At 63.1% G+C, this 15,716-nt stretch carries 18 protein-coding genes; 14 read left to right on the top strand and 4 right to left on the bottom strand.

Annotated features, from left to right (window positions below):
* The first annotated feature begins 9 nt into the window (after window positions 1-9).
* The 6 genes from surE to yrfG all read left to right on the top strand — a co-directional run bounded on the left by surE (window position 10) and on the right by yrfG (window position 4,032).
* Window positions 10-753, top strand: coding sequence for a 5'/3'-nucleotidase SurE (gene surE / locus HZY77_RS06500; RefSeq protein ID WP_296819928.1), 744 nt, complete (start codon window positions 10-12; stop codon window positions 751-753).
* Window positions 738-1,418 (top strand): protein-L-isoaspartate(D-aspartate) O-methyltransferase, encoded by a 681-nt coding sequence (locus tag HZY77_RS06495; RefSeq protein WP_296632216.1) that lies wholly within the window; start codon window positions 738-740, stop codon window positions 1,416-1,418. The genes surE and HZY77_RS06495 overlap by 16 nt, the downstream gene beginning before the upstream one ends.
* Window positions 1,418-2,020, top strand: a complete 603-nt coding sequence (locus HZY77_RS06490; RefSeq protein WP_296819926.1) for a LysM peptidoglycan-binding domain-containing protein — start codon at window positions 1,418-1,420, stop codon at window positions 2,018-2,020. Before HZY77_RS06495 ends, HZY77_RS06490 begins: the two co-directional genes overlap by 1 nt.
* Window positions 2,005-2,352 (top strand): peptidoglycan DD-metalloendopeptidase family protein, encoded by a 348-nt coding sequence (locus HZY77_RS06485; protein WP_296819923.1) that lies wholly within the window; start codon window positions 2,005-2,007, stop codon window positions 2,350-2,352. The genes HZY77_RS06490 and HZY77_RS06485 overlap by 16 nt, the downstream gene beginning before the upstream one ends.
* Window positions 2,349-3,299, top strand: a complete 951-nt coding sequence (gene rpoS / locus HZY77_RS06480) for an RNA polymerase sigma factor RpoS (RefSeq protein ID WP_296819920.1) — start codon at window positions 2,349-2,351, stop codon at window positions 3,297-3,299. Before HZY77_RS06485 ends, rpoS begins: the two co-directional genes overlap by 4 nt.
* A gap of 22 nt (window positions 3,300-3,321) precedes the next feature.
* Window positions 3,322-4,032: a GMP/IMP nucleotidase gene (gene yrfG / locus HZY77_RS06475; RefSeq protein ID WP_296819918.1), complete on the top strand. Its 711-nt coding sequence runs from the start codon at window positions 3,322-3,324 to the stop codon at window positions 4,030-4,032.
* 142 nt (window positions 4,033-4,174) lie between these two features.
* Here the strand turns inward: yrfG and HZY77_RS06470 are convergent, their stop codons facing one another.
* Window positions 4,175-4,564 carry an Mth938-like domain-containing protein gene (locus HZY77_RS06470; RefSeq protein WP_296819916.1) on the bottom strand — a complete coding sequence of 130 codons (390 nt, stop codon included), beginning with the start codon at window positions 4,562-4,564 and terminating at the stop codon, window positions 4,175-4,177.
* Between the two features lie 165 nt (window positions 4,565-4,729).
* On the opposite strand from HZY77_RS06470, the gene HZY77_RS06465 reads away from it, so the two are divergent.
* The 6 genes from HZY77_RS06465 (at window position 4,730) to msrA (ending at window position 10,714) form a co-directional block, all read left to right on the top strand.
* Window positions 4,730-5,974, top strand: a complete 1,245-nt coding sequence (locus HZY77_RS06465) for a pyridoxal phosphate-dependent aminotransferase (protein ID WP_296632233.1) — start codon at window positions 4,730-4,732, stop codon at window positions 5,972-5,974.
* A 24-nt stretch (window positions 5,975-5,998) separates the two neighbouring features.
* A complete protein-coding gene (locus tag HZY77_RS06460; RefSeq protein ID WP_296819914.1) occupies window positions 5,999-7,312 on the top strand; it encodes a homoserine dehydrogenase in 1,314 nt (437 codons plus the stop codon).
* Window positions 7,313-7,327: 15 nt separating this feature from the next.
* The gene (gene thrC, locus HZY77_RS06455; RefSeq protein ID WP_296819912.1) at window positions 7,328-8,770 is read left to right on the top strand and encodes a threonine synthase; all 1,443 of its coding nucleotides are present in this window, start codon (window positions 7,328-7,330) and stop codon (window positions 8,768-8,770) included.
* 74 nt (window positions 8,771-8,844) lie between these two features.
* Window positions 8,845-9,429, top strand: a complete 585-nt coding sequence (locus HZY77_RS06450; RefSeq protein ID WP_296819908.1) for a uracil-DNA glycosylase family protein — start codon at window positions 8,845-8,847, stop codon at window positions 9,427-9,429.
* A gap of 27 nt (window positions 9,430-9,456) precedes the next feature.
* On the top strand, window positions 9,457-10,071 hold the full coding sequence (locus tag HZY77_RS06445) for a glutathione S-transferase C-terminal domain-containing protein (RefSeq protein WP_296819905.1): 615 nt from the start codon (window positions 9,457-9,459) through the stop codon (window positions 10,069-10,071).
* Between the two features lie 109 nt (window positions 10,072-10,180).
* Entirely contained in the window at window positions 10,181-10,714 is a 534-nt protein-coding gene (gene msrA, locus HZY77_RS06440) for a peptide-methionine (S)-S-oxide reductase MsrA (protein ID WP_296819903.1), read from the top strand.
* Between the two features lie 45 nt (window positions 10,715-10,759).
* Here the strand turns inward: msrA and HZY77_RS06435 are convergent, their stop codons facing one another.
* Together HZY77_RS06435 and HZY77_RS06430 are read right to left on the bottom strand one after the other, a co-directional pair.
* A complete protein-coding gene (locus HZY77_RS06435) occupies window positions 10,760-11,230 on the bottom strand; it encodes an energy transducer TonB (RefSeq protein ID WP_296819900.1) in 471 nt (156 codons plus the stop codon).
* Window positions 11,227-11,589 (bottom strand): hypothetical protein, encoded by a 363-nt coding sequence (locus HZY77_RS06430; protein ID WP_296819898.1) that lies wholly within the window; start codon window positions 11,587-11,589, stop codon window positions 11,227-11,229. The genes HZY77_RS06435 and HZY77_RS06430 overlap by 4 nt, the downstream gene beginning before the upstream one ends.
* A 205-nt stretch (window positions 11,590-11,794) precedes the next feature.
* Between HZY77_RS06430 and HZY77_RS06425 the strand changes: the two genes are divergently transcribed.
* Window positions 11,795-12,211, top strand: a complete 417-nt coding sequence (locus HZY77_RS06425) for a GFA family protein (protein WP_296819895.1) — start codon at window positions 11,795-11,797, stop codon at window positions 12,209-12,211.
* Window positions 12,212-13,036: 825 nt separating this feature from the next.
* On the top strand, window positions 13,037-13,861 hold the full coding sequence (locus HZY77_RS06420) for a class I SAM-dependent methyltransferase (protein ID WP_296819893.1): 825 nt from the start codon (window positions 13,037-13,039) through the stop codon (window positions 13,859-13,861).
* A gap of 121 nt (window positions 13,862-13,982) precedes the next feature.
* On the opposite strand, the gene HZY77_RS06415 is transcribed toward HZY77_RS06420, so the two are convergent.
* Window positions 13,983-15,677 carry a glutamine--tRNA ligase/YqeY domain fusion protein gene (locus HZY77_RS06415; RefSeq protein WP_296819890.1) on the bottom strand — a complete coding sequence of 565 codons (1,695 nt, stop codon included), beginning with the start codon at window positions 15,675-15,677 and terminating at the stop codon, window positions 13,983-13,985.
* Window positions 15,678-15,716 lie beyond the last annotated feature (39 nt).

The following is a 15,716-nucleotide window of genomic DNA, read 5'->3' as shown; positions in this document are numbered from 1 at the left end:
CTGCCGCTGATGCGTATCCTGCTATCCAACGACGACGGTTACTTTGCTCCCGGCCTGGCCGCGCTGGCGCAGGCGCTCGCACCACTCGCCGACATCACCGTGGTGGCGCCCGAACGCGACCGCAGCGGCGCATCCAATTCGCTCACGCTCGACCGCCCGCTGATGCTGCGTCAGGCGCCGAGCGGCTTCTACTATGTCAACGGCACGCCGACCGATTGCGTTCATCTGGCCGTCACCGGCATGCTGGACCATATGCCCGACATGGTGATTTCAGGCATCAACCACGGCGCCAACATGGGCGACGACACGATTTATTCCGGCACGGTCGCGGCCGCCACCGAGGGCTATCTGCTGGGTATCCCGTCGATTGCGGTCTCGCTCGCCAGCCACAATGCGCGTTACTTCGACACGGCCGCGCGCGTGGTTGCTGACCTGGTGCAACGCATCCAGACGCGGCCGCCGACCGAACCGATGCTGCTCAACGTCAACGTCCCGGACTGTGCCACTGCCGAATTGAATGGCGTCTCCGTGACCCGGCTGGGCAAGCGCCACAAGGCCGAGTCGGTGGTGAAGACGACCAACCCGCGCGGGCAGACGGTGTATTGGGTGGGCGCTGCCGGCGCGGCGCAGGATGCGGGCGAAGGCACCGATTTCCATGCCGTCGCCAATGACCGGGTTTCGATCACTCCGCTGCAAATGGATCTCACCCGTTTCAGCCAGATGGACAGCGTGAACGCATGGCTGAAACCCTGAATCCCCGTGCCGGCATTGGCATGACCTCGGCGCGTACGCGCGGCCGCATGATCGAGCGTCTGCGCGAGCAGGGCATCAAGGATGAAATGGTGCTGGCGGCGATGGGCAGCGTGCCGCGCCACCTATATGTCGACCAGGCCCTGGAGTCGCGCGCCTACGAAGACACGGCCCTGCCGATCGGTTTCGGGCAGACGATTTCCAATCCCTATATCGTGGCGCGCATGGCCGAACTGGCGCGGCACGGCGAGAACGGACACGGCCACGAACTGGGCCGCGTGCTCGAAATCGGACTGGGTTGCGGCTATCAGGCGGCGGTCCTGGGCAAGCTGGCGCGCGAAGTGGTGTCGATGGAACGCATCGCGGCGCTGGTCGGCAAGACCCGGGTGCGTTTGCGGGAATTGCGGGTCAACAACGTCAAACCCAAGCATGGCGACGGCATGACGGGCGCCCGGGATTTTGCGCCGTTCGATGCCATCGTGATCGCGGCCGCGTTTGCGGAAGTGCCGCACGTCCTGCTGGAGCAACTGGCCGACGGCGGACGCCTGGTGATGCCGCTCGGTAACGCCACGCAGACGCTGTGCGTGATGGAACGCCAGGGCGAGTCGTTCACCGAACGCATGCTCGAAGGTGTGAAGTTCGTTCCCCTGTTGCCGGGAGTAGCGTAATGCGCCAGGCTGTGGGATGCCGTGCCGCCTGGCTGGGTTTGATGCTGCTGGGTCTGGCGGGCTGCATGTCGCCCGGAATGGCGCCGGTGGATGAGCGGTCGCCGGCGCATCGCACCGTGAAGTCCGAGGGCGCGCGCCCGGCCACGCCGCAGATCGCGCCGTCCACCAATGGCCTGCATACCGTGCAGCGTGGCGACACGCTGTATGCCATCGCCTTTGCCAACGGCCTCGACTATCGCGAGATCGCCATCTGGAACCAGCTCGAATCCGCTGACCGTATCCTGGTCGGCCAGGTGTTGAGGCTCACGCCGCCGGCCGGCGCAGTCGAGATCAAGCCGCTTGACGACGAACCCGCGCCGAGCGCCCGGCCGCTGACCGATCCACCCGTGCTGCGCGAACCGCAGGCGCAATTGCTGACCTACTCCGACGCCAACTGGGCCCAGGTGTCCGGCGCCCGCCCGGCCACGCCACCCGCGCCCGTTGCGGCCAGCCCCATCCCCGCGCCCCTGTCCAGGCCACCGCGCCACCGGCGCCCGCGTCCGCGGCATCCTCCGCCAGCGCGTCGGTCGACACCTGGCTGTGGCCAGTGGACGGTACGCTGATCGGCCGCTTCGGCGCGGCGGGCGGCAAGGGAATCGACATCGCCGGCGCGCGCAATACGCCCGTGAGAGCCGTGGCGGCCGGCAAGGTGGTATACAGTGGCAGCGGCCTGCGCGGTTATGGCCGCCTGCTCATCATCAAGCATGCCGGCGAATTCCTGTCGGCCTATGCGCACAACGAGACCATCCTGGTGAAGGAGGGTGACATGGTGACGGCCGGGCAGAAGATCGCCCTGATGGGCGACAGCGATGCCGACCGGGTCAAACTGCATTTTGAAATCCGCCGTTATGGCAAACCGCTCGATCCCTTGACCTATTTGCCGGAGCGCTCATGAGCCGCGAACCCAGCGACGAATCCGATGACCTGACCNCCGAGCAATCTGAAGCCGACCTGGAGCAGCAGACCGCCGCGGATACCAACGAGGAACTGGCATCGGCCATCCTCGACGAACCGCAGGTCGACGTCACCCAGCTGTATCTCAATGAAATCGGGCTGGCGCCGCTGCTGACCGCCGAGGAAGAAGTCGCTCTGGCGCGGCGCACCGTGCAGGGAGATTTCGAGGCACGGCAGACCATGATCGAGCGCAACCTGCGCCTAGTGGTGAACATCGCCAAGCATTATTCCAACCGCGGGCTGACGCTGCTCGACCTGGTGGAAGAAGGCAACCTCGGCCTCATCCATGCGCTGGAAAAATTCGATCCCGAGCGCGGTTTCCGTTTCTCGACCTATGCCACCTGGTGGATCCGCCAGAACATCGAGCGCGCGATCATGAACCAGTCGCGTACCATCCGTCTGCCGGTGCATATCATCAAGGAACTCAACATCTACCTGCGGGCGAAGCGGCATCTGGAAACGCATGGCGTCACCGATGCCAGCGCAGACGACATCGCCGCGTTGACTGGGCATGCGGTCGAGGATGTCCGTCGCATCATGCAGCTGAACGAGCGGGTCGCCTCGCTCGACGCGCCGCTCGACGTCGATCCCACACTGTCGCTGGGCGAGGCGATCGCCGACGACAACGCACACCTGCCGGACGAGATGCTGCAGCTCGAGGAAATCGAGCACCACGTCCACGAATGGCTGACCCAACTCAACGACAAGCAGCGCTGGGTGATCGAGCGCCGTTTCGGCCTGAACAACTGCGAGGCCTGCACGCTGGAAGACCTGGCGCTCGAACTGCAGGTTACCCGCGAGCGCGTGCGGCAGATCCAGATGGAATCCCTGCGCGTGCTGCGGCAGCTGCTGCTGCGGCGCGGCGTATCCAAGGACGAGCTGTTCTGACCCGGACCCGCGTGCCCTTGCCATGATCGACTGGGCGCAGATCGACACCGTCTTCCTCGACATGGACGGCACGCTGCTCGACCTCCATTTCGACAACCATTTCTGGCTCGAGCACATGCCGCGGCGCTATGCCGAATACCACGGCCTCGCGCCGGAAACGGCACGCGCGCATCTCAACGCGCATTACGCCCGTCACGCGGGCACCCTCAACTGGTATTGCCTGGACTTCTGGAGCAGTGAACTCGCGCTCGACATCGTGCAGTTGAAGGAGGAGGTCGCGCACCTGATCGCGGTTCGCCCGGACGTGCCGGCGTTCCTGCAGGCGGTGCGTGCAGCGGGCCGCAGGATGGTGATGGTGACCAATGCCCATCCCAAAAGCCTCGGTCTGAAAATGCGCGAGACCCGCATCGACACCTATTTCGATGCCTTGCTCTCGTCGCACCAGGTCGGCCTGCCGAAGGAGCATCCTGATTTCTGGCAGGGTTTGCAGGCGATCGAACCGTTCGACAAGACGCGTACCCTGTTCGTGGACGACAGTCTGCCGGTGCTGGAGAGTGCGCAGGCCTACGGGATCGCGCAGCTGCTGGCGGTGTGCAATCCGGATTCGCGGCAGTCGCACAAGGATTGCGGAGAGTTTGTGGGGATCACGAGTTTCGAACAGGTGATGCCGGTTCCGCGCCGTTCCCCTGATCCTGTCCTGAGCTTGGCGAAGGGGGCTGTACGTTGTAGTTGAGATATTCGCAGGATTGCTGACCGTTGGCCGGGCTACCCCGGCCAACGATCAGTAGTTCCGCGAAGCCAACAACTACTCGGCGATGCTCCGCGCCTGATCGGACTGGATTGCTTCGGCGTTATGCGCCTCGCAATGACGCGGCTCAGTCCCCAGCCGCAGGCTCGATCAGCACCGCCGCCCCCACGCTCCGTCCCTCTCCCGCCAGGATGTTGTAGGTACGGCACAGCGCCCCGATATCCATCACCTCCAGTCCGATGCGCGCGTCCATCAGCGCACGCGTCAGCGAGGGATGGGGAAAACGCAACCGGGTGCCGGTGCCCAGCAAGAGGATGTCGAGCTCGCGTTGTGCGATCCATTCGAAATGCGCGGCGGTCAGGGCATCGAAACCGAGGCCGACCCAGGGNGCGATCTCGATGCCGCGGGCGGTCAGTAATAGGCTGGCGTCATGGCGATGGCCGTTGATGAGGACGTGGTCTTCGCCATAGCCGGTGAACAACAACTGGCTGGCATCGGTGTTGAGATGCAGTTTCATGCTGAAACCTTAGCAGATTCCAGCCGGGCGGTAAGCCGTCGTGCGCCCGCTCATGCGCCGTAGCGCCCGGTTTTGTTTGCCGGGGAGAGCGCCTCCGGTAAAATCGAGCGCTTCCCAAGGTGTTGTTTTGCCTTGATTTTACGCAGGTTGACCAGGAAGACCGCCGTGACGGCTGACAACAAACCACGCTTACGCACCATCCACAAATCGTCCAAGCTCGACAATGTCTGCTACGACATCCGTGGCCCCGTGCTGGCGCGCGCACGGCAGATGGAGGAAGAGGGGCAGCGCATCATCAAGCTGAACATCGGCAATCCTGCACCGTTCAATTTCGAGTCGCCCGAGGAAATCGTCCAGGACGTGATCCTCAACCTGCCGAACGCGTCGGGCTACAGCGACTCCAAGGGCCTGTTCTCGGCACGCAAGGCGATCATGCACGAAACCCAGCGCAAGGGCATCGCCGGGGTGACGATCGACGATATCTTCGTCGGCAACGGCGTCTCCGAGCTGATCGTGATGTCGATGCAGGCACTGCTGAACAACGGCGATGAAGTGCTGGTGCCGGCGCCGGACTATCCGTTGTGGACGGCGGCGGTCAGCCTGGGCGGCGGCAAGCCGCGTCACTACCTGTGCGACGAGGGCGCCGGCTGGCTGCCCGATCTGGACGATATCCGCGCCAAGATCACGTCCAGCACGCGGGCGATCGTCATCATCAACCCGAACAATCCGACCGGCGCGCTGTATCCGACCGAGCTGCTGCTGGAAATTCTCGAGATCGCGCGCCAGCACCAGCTGATCGTGTACGCCGACGAAATCTACGACAAGGTGCTGTACGACGGCGTGGTGCATACCTCGATCGCCTCGCTGGCCGATGATGTGCTGGTCGTCACCTTCAACGGCCTGTCGAAGAACTATCGCTCCTGCGGCTACCGTTCGGGCTGGCTGATCGTGTCGGGCGACAAGCGCCATGCCAAGGATTACCTGGAAGGCCTCAGCATGCTGGCGTCGATGCGCCTGTGCTCGAATGTGCCGGGACAGTATGCGATCCAGACGGCGCTCGGCGGTTACCAGAGCATCAACGACCTGGTCGCACCGAGCGGCCGGTTGGCTCGCCAGCGCGACCTGGCGCACGAACTGCTGACCTTGATTCCCGGCGTGACCTGCGTTAAGCCGAAAGCAGCGATGTATCTGTTTCCGCGGCTCGACCCCAAGCTGTACCACATCCACGATGACCAGAAATTCATCCTCAACCTGCTGGAAGAAGAGCGCGTCCTGGTAGTGCAGGGCACCGGCTTCAACTGGCCGCAACCGGACCATATTCGCGTGGTGTTCCTGCCGCACGAGGAAGATCTGACCGAGGCGATTTCGCGCATGAGCCGGTTCCTCGACCGCCAGCGTGCACATCGCTGATTTTTATTTGAACGAGATTACGAGATGAAACCCATCAACGTTGGCCTGCTGGGCCTGGGAACGGTCGGGNGTGGCACGCTGACCGTGCTGCGCCGCAATGCCGAAGAAATCACCCGCCGCGCCGGACGCGAAATCCGCGTGCTGCGCGCGGCGGTGCGCAATATCGACAAGGCCAAGACGCTGGCCGGCGACCTGCCGCTGACGACCAACCCGTTCGACGTGGTCGACGACCCCGACATCGATATCGTGGTCGAACTGATCGGCGGCCTGGAACCGGCGCGCGAACTGGTGATGCAGGCCATCGCCAACGGCAAGCACGTGGTCACGGCCAACAAGCACCTGGTCGCCAAGTTCGGCAACGAGATCTTCGCGGCGGCGCAGGCCAAGGGCGTGATGGTGGCGTTCGAGGCGGCAGTGGCCGGCGGCATCCCCATCATCAAGGCGCTGCGCGAGGGCCTCACCGCCAACCGCATCGAGTGGCTCGCCGGCATCATCAACGGCACCAGCAACTTCATCCTGACCGAGATGCGCGACAAGGGCGCCGCCTTCGAGGATGTGCTGAAGGAGGCGCAGCGCCTGGGCTACGCCGAGGCCGACCCCACCTTCGACATCGAGGGCATCGACGCCGCGCACAAGCTCACCATCCTGTCGGCGATCGCCTTCGGCATCCCGATGCAGTTCGACCGCGCCTACACCGAAGGCATCTCGAAGCTGACGCGCGAGGACGTAAAATACGCCGAGGAACTCGGCTACCGCATCAAGCTCCTGGGCATTGCGCGGCGTGCCGACAACGGCATCGAGCTGCGTGTGCATCCGACGCTGATTCCCGAACGCCGCCTCATCGCCAACGTCGACGGCGCGATGAACGCCGTGCTGGTGAAGGGTGATGCCGTCGGTCCGACGCTCTACTACGGCGCCGGCGCGGGTGCCGAACCCACGGCGTCGGCCGTGGTCGCGGACCTCGTCGACGTCACCCGCCTGCATACCGCCGACCCGCACCACCGCGTGCCGCACCTCGCGTTCCAGCCCGACCAGCTGGCCGACACGCCGATCCTGCCGATGGACGAGGTGCGCACCGCGTACTACCTGCGCCTGCGCGCGTTCGACCGTCCCGGCGTGCTGGCCGACATCACCCGCATTCTGGCCGACAGCCACATCTCGATCGACGCCATGGTGCAGAAGGAGCCGGCCGAGGGCGAGGAGCAGGTCAACATCATCCTGCTGACCCACGTCACGGTGGAGAAGAACGTCAACGCGGCGATCGCGAAGATCGAAGCCCTCGACACTGTAGCGGGCAAGGTGATGCGCATCCGGCTCGAAGAGCTGGCAGCCCGGTAAATGTAAAGGCAAGCAATGAATTACCTCAGTACGCGCGGGCTGGCACCGCAACTTCGCTTCTCTGAAATCCTGCTCGGCGGGCTCGCCAGCGACGGCGGCCTCTACGTGCCCGAGGCCTACCCGCGCTTCAGTGAAGCCGAACTCGCAGCGATGCGCGGCATGAACTACCGCGAACTGGCTTTCGCGGTGCTGTCGCGCCTGATCGACGACATCCCGGCGGACGACCTGCGCCGCCTGATCGACAAGACCTACACCGCCGACGTCTACCGCTACGTCACCGACCAGGAAAACGCCGAGGACATCACCCCGCTGAAGACGCTGGAACCTGGCCTGCACGTGCTGGCGCTGTCGAACGGGCCGACGCTGGCGTTCAAGGACATGGCGATGCAGCTGCTAGGCAACCTGTTCGAGTACGTGCTCGACAAGACCCATGGCGAACTCAACATCCTTGGCGCCACCTCGGGCGACACGGGTTCTGCTGCCGAATACGCGATGCGCGGCAAGCGCGGCATCAAGGTCTTCATGCTGTCGCCCGAGCACGGCATGACGCGATTTCAGCAGGCGCAGATGTATGCGCTGCAGGACGCCAACATCCACAACCTCGTCATCCGCGGCGTGTTCGACCAGTGCCAGGACATCGTCAAGGCGGTGTCGAACGACCTCGACTACAAGACGAAGCACCACATCGGCGCGGTCAACTCGATCAACTGGGCGCGCGTCGCGGCGCAGAGCGTCTACTACTTCAAGGCCTATTTCGCGGCGACGCACGACAATAGCCAGAAGGTGTCGTTCTCGGTGCCGTCGGGCAATTTCGGCAACGTCTGCGCCGGCCACATCGCGCGCCAGATGGGGCTGCCGATCGACAAGCTGATCGTCGCAACCAACGAGAACGACGTGCTCGACGAATTCTTCAAGACCGGCGTCTACCGGCCGCGTCCCGAGACCAAGCACACCTCGAGCCCGTCGATGGATATCTCGAAGGCGTCCAACTTCGAGCGCTTCGTGTTCGATCTGACCGGGCGCGATGCCGCCAAGGTCCGCAGCCTGTGGAGCGCGGTGGAGTCGGGCGGCAGCTTCGACCTCAAGGCCCATAGCGATACCGATGGACGCAGCCTGTTCGACAGAGTCGCCGATTTCGGCATGGTCTCCGGTTCGAGCAGCCACGCCAACCGCATCGACACCATCCGCACCGTGTACGAGGTGTACGGTACGATGATCGACCCGCACACTGCCGACGGCCTGAAAGTGGGCCTGGAGCACCGCCAGCCGGGCGTGCCGCTGATCTGCATGGAGACCGCGCAGCCGGCCAAGTTCGAGGATGCGATCCGCGAAGCGCTCGGCGTCGAGCCGGTGCGCCCGGCCGAACTCGCCAACCTCGAAGCGCAGCCGCAGAAAAAGCACGTCATGGGCGCCGACGTCCATGCGGTCAAGCAGTTCATCGTCGACCACGCAGGCTGACCGGCGCGCCGGGCGGCGATGAAAAACCGGATTGCACGCGCCTGCCCACGAGCCTTGCCGGGCTGGTCGAGCAGGTGGAGGCGTGTACAGTCTGCGCCGCGAATCTGCCGCATGCCCCGCGTCCCGTCCTGCGCGTCTCGTCCACCGCGCGCCTGCTGATTGTCGGCCAGGCGCCGGGCCGGCGCGTGCACGAAACCGGCATTCCCTGGAACGACNCCTCGGGCGACCGGCTGCGCGAATGGCTGGGCATGACACGCGAACAGTTCTACGATGTCTCCCACATCGCCATCGTCCCCACCGGCCTGTGCTATCCCGGCACGGTCAAGGGCAGCGACCTAGCGCCGCGTCCGGAATGCGCGCCGCTGTGGCATCCGCCATTGCGCGCGGCCATGCCCGGCATCCGCCTCACCCTGCTGATCGGCGCCTACGCCCAGGCGTATTACCTGGGAACGCGCCGCGGGCGAACGCTGGCCGACACGGTGCACGCCTGGCGCGATTTCCTTCCCGATTACTTCNCGTTGCCGCATCCCAGCCCGCGCAATCGTCTATGGTTCAAGCGCCATCCCTGGTTCGAACAGAACGTGCTGCCGGCCCTGCGCGAACGAGTTGGAGCGCTGCGTGCGACAGGCGATAATGGCGGCGCACATCATCCAACCTAGCAACCTGCATTCAGGATACGAATCCGTATGAAACTGATCACCTCGCTCACCAGCCCGTATGGCCGCAAAGTCCGCGTGGTCCTGCTGGAAAAGAAAATTCCCTTCCACCTTCAGGTCGAAAACCCGTGGTCGCCCGATACCCCGATCCCCAGCTTCAATCCGCTCGGCAAGGTGCCGGTGCTGGTGTTGGAGGACGGCATCAGCGTGTTCGACTCGCGCGTCATCGTCGAATATCTTGACCACGTCAGCCCGGTTGCCCACCTGATCCCCAGTGAACCGAAGATCCGCATGATGGTGCGCGGCGTCGAGGCGCTGGCCGACGGCGTCACCGATGCGGCCGTGGCGGTGAATCTGGAACGCAAGCGCGCACCCGAGCAGCGCAGCAGCGACTGGATGACGCTGCAGGAGAAGACCCTGTTCCGCGGGCTTGAGGCGCTGTCGGAAGCGCTGGGTGAGAAGCCCTGGTTCCTCGGCAACAGCAACAGCATGACGCTGGCCGACGTCGCCTGCGGATGCACGCTGGGCTACCTGGACCTGCGCTTCNCCGAGATTGACTGGCGTGCCGCGCATCCCAACCTGGCCAGGCTCGCCGAGAAACTGGCGAGCCGCGCATCGTTCATGGAAACGGTGCCGGTCGCCTGAACGGCATCGACATGCTGCCGTTCGCCCTGAGTCCTTCGACTACGCTCAGGACAGGCTTGTCGAAGGGCCTGATCGGAGGACTTGAGTAGCTCAATTACGGAGCAACACCATGCCACATCAAACCGCAACACTCGCCGGCGGCTGCTTCTGGTGCATCGAGACCGTGTTCAACCGGCTGCGCGGCGTCGACGCCGCCGTCTCCGGCTACATGGGCGGCTACACCGAGAATCCCACCTACAAGGATATCTGCAACGGCGACACCGGCCACGCCGAAGTCGTGCAGGTTACCTTCGACCCGGAGGTGATTTCGTTCCGCGACCTGCTCGACGTCTTCTTCACCCTTCACGATCCCACCCAGCGCAACCGCCAGGGCAACGACGTCGGCACGCAATACCGCTCGGCCATCTTCTGGCACACCNCCGAGCAGAAGGCCGAGGCCGAAGCCGCAATCGCCGAGCTGACGGCATCCAGGCACTTCGGTGCGCCGATCGTCACGGAAGTCTCCGAGGCGACGACCTTCTACCCCGCCGAGGATTACCACCAGCGCTACTTCGAGCAGAACCCGTATCAGCCGTATTGCCAGTTCGTGGTGGCGCCGAAGGTGGCGAAGGCGGAGGGGAAGTTCGGGNGAAGGCTCAAGTAGGTCGATCCGGCACCCGCTCGGTCAAAACCATCGGCCCTGTCGAATTCATTCGGCTCCGTTCAAGCGACCCGCGCTCCATTCCTTGAACTGGCGCTCCATGTCCTTCTCTTCCGCCTCGATCGTGTCCGGTCCGGCATCGGGGCACTCGGTCTTCGCAGTGGTACTGCGTGGTGGCGTCGTGTCCGTGCCGGCTTGTTGCACGCGCCGGGGCGAGGAACCGTCCCACGCGAACCGGTTGCTAAATGACGGCGGGTCCGGCAGGCAGTCGTACTTGTAGACCGGCGGCCAACCGGTCTCGAAGGGCAGGAAGGCGATGGTCTTGTCGAAGACTAGCGGCTCACCCGTCGGCGTGGGCGGCAGCGGAGGCATGGCGCGGATCGCCTGCAAGGCGAGCTTCTCGGCGACCTCCGAGGTCGACCACAGCACCTCGACCCTGGCGAGCGTGCCGTCGGGCGCGATCTCGACATGGACGCGTACGAGCCCCTGCCGCACGCCTGCCACCGCCGTCCCCATCATGCTGCGCACCTGCTGCCCCAGTTGTAGCGGTAGCGCTTGCTGTTCTTGAGTGTGTAGGTGGAAGCGAGTTGCCAGTCCTCCGCGGTGGGCGGAGGCGGAGCGGCCATGGAGGCGGGCGTTTCTTCGGGCGCGGGCTGCGAGGGCGCTTCCGGCACGCGAACGGGCTTCTGCCTCTCCACCTTGGGCGGCAGCGGGGCGGCAGGCTTCGCCGCCTGCCTTGGTGCAAGCGTGAGATCGATCGGCACGGCTTCAGGCTCCGGCAGAGGCCGTGGCGCCTGCGCTGCCCACAGCACCAGGCTCGCGTGAACTCCCAGCGACAGCGCAAGGGCCAGCAGCATGCGGATGCGGAGTGCAGACATGAAATCGTGAGGCGCGGGGCGGACCGCGCCATCTTGGCATGGCGAGGCGGCGCGGTCACTGGTAACTTATGGCAGGAGAACCGCCATTCGCCTAGAATGCCAAGGCATGCAGGGCCCGGGAGGGTTAGCGGTCAGGAGGGTATCGATAGCGGCGAGGCACTGCCCGCCGAAGACGTATATGCCGAGAGACACGTGGGAGGACAGGATGAACGAAGTTACCCTGAACGGCAGTTGCCTGTGCGGCGCCGTTCGCTATGAAGTGGTTGGCGATCCGCAACGCTTCTATCATTGCCATTGCTCGCGCTGCCGGAAGTCTTCCGGAACCGGGCATGCGACGAACCTCATGCTGACGAACGCAAAGATCGTCTTCACGCGCGGCGAGGCGCTGCTGAAGCGCTACAAGGTTCCAGACGCCGAGCGATTCACGCGGCAATTCTGTAGCGAATGCGGCAGCTCCGTCGCCCGCTTCGTGCCTGAACTCGGCGCCGTCATCGTGCCTGCGGGCTCGCTCGACTGCGCGGTGCCCATCCAGCCGCAAGCACGTGTCTTCTGGGATTCGCGCGCGGAGTGGTCGTGCGGTGATCAAGAACTGCCACGGTTTACGGAATATCCACCGGCGTAGGAATGGTGTCTGACCCTATTTGTTTTTGTCTCTTGATTAAAAACATCCGGACCCATGGGTCTCTCTATTAACTGTTAGTGCTCATATGCACCCGGAGCTTGATCGGCGTATTTCGCATATTGAAGGCCTCAAGGATCTTCATCTCTCGGTACTGGCTGAGATGCTGAAAGTCGATAACGGCGCAATGTATCCGTTGGACATTCTTGCCTGTGCCACCGTTAAGCGTTCAATGGCACAGTGTTCAGGTTTTGCCTCACTGATACGCGGCCAAAACTACATTTGCGCTGCTTCGCTGCTGAGACTTCAGCTTGATAGTTGTATGCGCTTCTTTGCCGCATTCATCGTAGAGAAACCGCATGACCTCGCCCAAGAGGTTCTTCGAGAAACTCCCATACGAAAACTCAAAGATCAAAATGGGAAGCTCATGACTGACAGACATCTTGTCGATACTCTCGGCAAGAAGTACAAATGGATGCCGCGCGTTTACGGTGCCACTTCAGGGTTTATCCACCTCTCTGACAAGCACATTNTTTCGGTGTTTCAAGATTGGGAAGATAACGGTAAGGTGTTGCTAAACGTCGGAGCAACTGATGAAGGTATTCCTGACGCGCTTTGGATTGAACTGGCAGATGGATTTCTTGCTTCGACGGATGCATTGTTTGAATATCTCAAGGGATGGACGTTTACCAAGAAGAACCCTGAGCTTGTTAAGACGCGAGTAAAAAATGAGCGCTAACCCATTATTCCACCGGCCTTGTGCATAAAGCCGCGCAAGGCCGGTGAATTCAGACGTTAGCCGTCCAACTGTAACGATCGGAGATCCCTATGACTAGCGAGATTGCAGACCACTGGGGCAAGGGCGACGTTTACAGCTTGATCGTTTCGGCCTTGAACAAGATGTCCAAGCCTCTGGACGGCTTGACGCTCGAAGACCTGGCTTCGGTTGACCATTTTCACGCGCGCGGTCTTCCCGCAACAATTGAACTCGCGGATCTACTCCCGATCAAGGTCGACCAGCACATTCTGGATATCGGCTGCGGGCTGGGCGGCCCCGCTCGCTACATGGCAAACCGATTTCAATGCAAGGTAAGCGGCCTCGACATAACCGTGCCCTTCGTTGAAGCGGCAAACAAACTGACAGCGCTCCTTCGTATGGAATCAGCGGTAAAAATCGAACAGGGCGACGGTCAGCGCCTGCCCTATCCTGATTCGCACTTTGATGGTGCCTACACGCAGCACGTCACCATGAACGTGGCTGATCGCCAGAGATTTTTCACGGAAGCCTATAGAGTGCTCAAGCCCGGTGCTTTCTTTGCTCTCAGTGAGCACGGCTTGGGGCCGAAGGGCAACCCGCACCATCCTGTTCCATGGTCGGCGGACGGCAGTGGCGCGTACCTCATTACGCCATCCGAGACTCGAACGGTTTTGGAACAGGCCGGATTCGAGGACATCGTCATTGATGACACCGGAGCCAAGTATGCAGCCGGATATAGGATTGCGATCGAAAAAGCCGAGAAAGGCGCTTTGCCTCCGCTCGGGGTACACCTACTCATGGGCGAGACCGCCTTGCAGAAGACACGCAACACATTGCGGAACATAGAGGAAGGTCGTACTCATCCTATCCAACTGATCTGCTACAAACCACGATGATTACGCTGGTGGGTGAGTGGCTAACGCGCAGCTGTGTAGCGGACGTGCAGATGCACGCCGCCAAGGCTGAATTTCGGACGGTCAGGGCCAATCCGATGGCTGGACGTCCACGCCTGAAGTTTTACTTCTCAGCCTTCACCCAAGAATCCTTCAAGGTCACTGTCCGGTTGAACACCGGCGCGCCCACTTTCGAATCGACGCGATCCGCGACGAAGTAGCCATGCCGCTCGAACTGGAAGCGGTCTTCCGGCGCGGCATCTTTCAGGGCCGGCTCCAGTTGGGCGCGGATCACCTTCACCGAGTCGGCATTCAGATCGTTCAGGAAATCGCCGCTTTCGCCGCCCGGTTGCGCGGTCGTGAACAAGCGGTCGTACAGGCGCACTTCGGCTTCGTATGCATGCGCGGCTGAGACCCAGTGGATATTGCCTTTGACCTTGACCGAGTCGGCGCCCGGGGTGCCGGACTTCGTGTCGGGGAGGTAGTCGCAGTGCACGGCGGTGATGGTGCCGTTTTCGTCCTTGTCGCAGCCGGTACACGTGACGACGTAGCCGTAGCGCAGGCGCACCGAATTACCCGGGAATAAACGGAAATAACCCTTGGACGGCGTTTCCATGAAGTCTTCGCGCTCGATCCACAGTTCGCGTGAGAACGGCACGGCACGCTTGCCGAGGTCCGGCTGCTGCGGATGGTTGGGGGCGAAGCACTCCTCTGACTGGTCTTCGGGGTAGTTGTCGATGACGAGCCTGACCGGGTCGAGCACGGCGATGCGGCGCAGCGTGGAGTCGTTCAGTACGTCGCGCTGGCTGGCTTCGAACACGCTGTAGTCGATCCAGCCGTCGGACTTCGACACGCCGATCTGGTCGGTGAAGCGGCGGAAGCCTTCGGCCGTATAGCCGCGGCGGCGCGCGCCGACGAGGGTGGGCAGGCGCGGATCGTCCCAGCCGGAGACGTGTTTNTCCTCGACCAGCTGGATCAGCTTGCGTTTGGAGAGCACGACGTAGGTGAGATTCAGGCGAGCGAATTCGATCTGCTGCGGCAGCGGGCGGGTGAAGAAGCCGCCGTCGGCTAGTTTGTCCAGCAGCCAGTCATAGAACGGGCGCTGATCCTCGAATTCCAGCGTGCAGATCGAATGCGTGATGTGCTCGATCGCGTCCTCGATCGGGTGGGCGTAGGTGTACATCGGATAGATGCACCAGGTGTCGCCGGTGTTGTGGTGATGCGCGCGTTTGATGCGATAGATCGCCGGGTCGCGCAGGTTGATGTTGGGCGAGGCCATGTCGATCTTCGCGCGCAGCACGTGCGCGCCGTCGGGGAATTCGCCGGCCTTCATGCGGCGGAACAGGTCGAGGTTCTCTTCCGCGCTGCGGCTGCGGTAGGGGCTGTCCTTCCCTTTTTCAGTCAGCGTGCCGCGGTATTCGCGCATCTCGTCGGCGGACAGCGAATCGACGTAGGCGTGCCCGGCCTGGATCAGGTATTCGGCGCAGGCGTACATGGTGTCGAAGTAGTTCGACGCGAAGTAGAGGTGCTTGCCCCAGTCGAAGCCCAGCCACTTCACCGACTCGACGATCGAGTCGACGTATTCCTGCTCTTCCTTTTCCGGGTTGGTGTCGTCGAAGCGCAGGTGGCAGACGCCGCCGTAGTCGCGCGCAAGCCCGAAGTTCAGGCAGATCGACTTGGCGTGGCCAAGGTGCAGGTAGCCGTTGGGCTCGGGCGGGAAGCGCGTCTCGACGCGGCCGGCCCATTTCCCGGCGGCGTTCTGCTCGTCGATGATGTTGCGGATGAAGTTGGCGGCTGGTGCGGGGGCTTCGTGCGACATGATGGAATGGGAGTCTGGGATGCGTGGATTGTAGCGGGT

The organism is Thiobacillus sp., from assembly GCF_013693775.1.
Classification (GTDB): Bacteria; Pseudomonadota; Gammaproteobacteria; order Burkholderiales; family Thiobacillaceae; genus Thiobacillus.
Note: the sequence above shows the minus strand (reverse complement) of the source record. Positions and strands in the feature narration are given on the sequence as shown.

Excerpts from the sequence above, each read along its gene's own strand:
- HZY77_RS06430 (WP_296819898.1), bottom strand. The coding sequence starts at position 11,589 with ATGTCTGCACTCCGCATCCGCATGCTGCTGGCCCTTGCGCTGTCGCTG.
- HZY77_RS06490 (WP_296819926.1), top strand. The coding sequence starts at position 1,418 with ATGCGCCAGGCTGTGGGATGCCGTGCCGCCTGGCTGGGTTTGATGCTG.
- yrfG (WP_296819918.1), top strand. The coding sequence starts at position 3,322 with ATGATCGACTGGGCGCAGATCGACACCGTCTTCCTCGACATGGACGGC.
- HZY77_RS06420 (WP_296819893.1), top strand. The coding sequence starts at position 13,037 with ATGACTAGCGAGATTGCAGACCACTGGGGCAAGGGCGACGTTTACAGC.
- thrC (WP_296819912.1), top strand. The coding sequence starts at position 7,328 with ATGAATTACCTCAGTACGCGCGGGCTGGCACCGCAACTTCGCTTCTCT.
- HZY77_RS06435 (WP_296819900.1), bottom strand. The coding sequence starts at position 11,230 with ATGATGGGGACGGCGGTGGCAGGCGTGCGGCAGGGGCTCGTACGCGTC.
- HZY77_RS06425 (WP_296819895.1), top strand. The coding sequence starts at position 11,795 with ATGAACGAAGTTACCCTGAACGGCAGTTGCCTGTGCGGCGCCGTTCGC.
- surE (WP_296819928.1), top strand. The coding sequence starts at position 10 with ATGCGTATCCTGCTATCCAACGACGACGGTTACTTTGCTCCCGGCCTG.
- HZY77_RS06495 (WP_296632216.1), top strand. The coding sequence starts at position 738 with ATGGCTGAAACCCTGAATCCCCGTGCCGGCATTGGCATGACCTCGGCG.